This window comes from Pseudomonadota bacterium (assembly GCA_022361155.1).
Taxonomy (GTDB): Bacteria; Myxococcota_A; Polyangia; order Polyangiales; family JAKSBK01; genus JAKSBK01.
Genome location: JAKSBK010000513.1, coordinates 1 through 1,410, shown reverse-complemented (window position 1 = coordinate 1,410; position 1,410 = coordinate 1). Strand labels below are relative to the sequence as shown.

The window sequence follows — 1,410 nt, the reverse complement described above, 5'->3', positions numbered from 1 at the left end:
TTCGAAGCGGGACGAATAGACTCCGCCGACTATTTCTTTTCGCGGGCCCTTGACCATTCACGCTCAATCGGGGCTCTGGCAGAGGAGCTAGACCTCAGTATGAGCTACTTGGGACTCTTAGAAAAACAAAAACGCTTCGTGGCATTTTTAGAGCTATCGGAGAAAGGAGGTGAAATCGCGAGGAAATTGAGAGATCGCGCCGCTTTGCAACATTTTACCTTCCAATCGGCCCGAGCGGCGCAAGTTATAGGGGATTATGGCCGTGCTTTCGATTTCTTTAATCAGTGCATTCAGCTAGCCGACAGCTTGGCAAGCGCCGAATTGACTGCCGCCGCGCTCTTGCAAATGGCGCGACTAACACTTAAGGGACCCTCGACGCAAGCTGCCAGTGACTACCTCTTGAGAGGTCTGGATTTCGCCATAAAAAACAACTTGGAAGATATCCGATACCAATATATGCTAAGCGTCGCCGATCTACACAAAAGTCGGGGGGATGCTCACTCTGCCAAGACGAATTATGAGCAGGTGCTGAGATTTGCCCAACGAACTAGACAATACCAGCTAGTCGAAACTTGTTTTACAAGACTCTCTCATCTTTACTTGCGCGAGTCGGCAGATCTGCAAAAGGCGCAATATTACCTCTCTTTAGCAGATGCGCTTGCCCGACAAACCTTGCAGCCGCAATACGCTGCAACGAATCGTTGGATGCAGGGCAAGATTGCCCTGATGCAGGGTGAGATTGAGCGCGCCGAGACATATTTTCTCGATGCCATTCAACTTGGAAAGGACGCCGGCGTCTATTCGGCCGTGTTGGCCGGGAATGCGGGTCTGATTCAAACCTACTCACGAGCTGGATTTAGCGACCTGGCCAACGCGAGAATCGATACGACGTTAAGCTACCTGGAGTCACATGGCCAACTCTGCTTTGACCCCAATACTGATGAGTATTGGGACTTATATAAAGACCTGTTCGGTCCTGCTATTGAGGCACTCTCGAAGAGCGGCAATCTTTCGACTATATTCGATGCGTTCGAAAAGTATAAGGCCATAGAGCATCAAAGGTCGGTGTTTCATTTAAAATACCGAAAAGGAGTCCTTGGCTTGGACTCGAAGCAAACGTCATTGGACCTGAACGATGATATAATTCGCGAGAAATGGCAAAACATCTGGGAGCTCTGGAAAAAAGAACGGGGCGACAATTCGAGTGAGGTCCAAAAGATCCGAGATGAAATTCGGCAGACCTTCGGCTCACGAAAAGAGAGGCGTTTGTCCCTTGCCGGCGCCCCTTTGCTTGCCAGCCTGCATACGCCGCTGACTGAGTCGATCTACACTGTTCGTGAGAAACTACAAACTACGGGTGATGTCTTTCTTCACTATCTTGTCGGTGATGAGTCCACCAATATCTTGCTT

1 protein-coding gene is annotated in these 1,410 nt (G+C 49.7%); it reads left to right on the top strand.

All coding sequences use genetic code 11. The features are described 5' to 3' along the window. Window positions 1–99: 99 nt before the first annotated feature. The coding region (locus MJD61_19070) for a hypothetical protein (GenBank protein MCG8557365.1) at window positions 100–1,410 on the top strand (1,311 nt) is incomplete at its 3' end.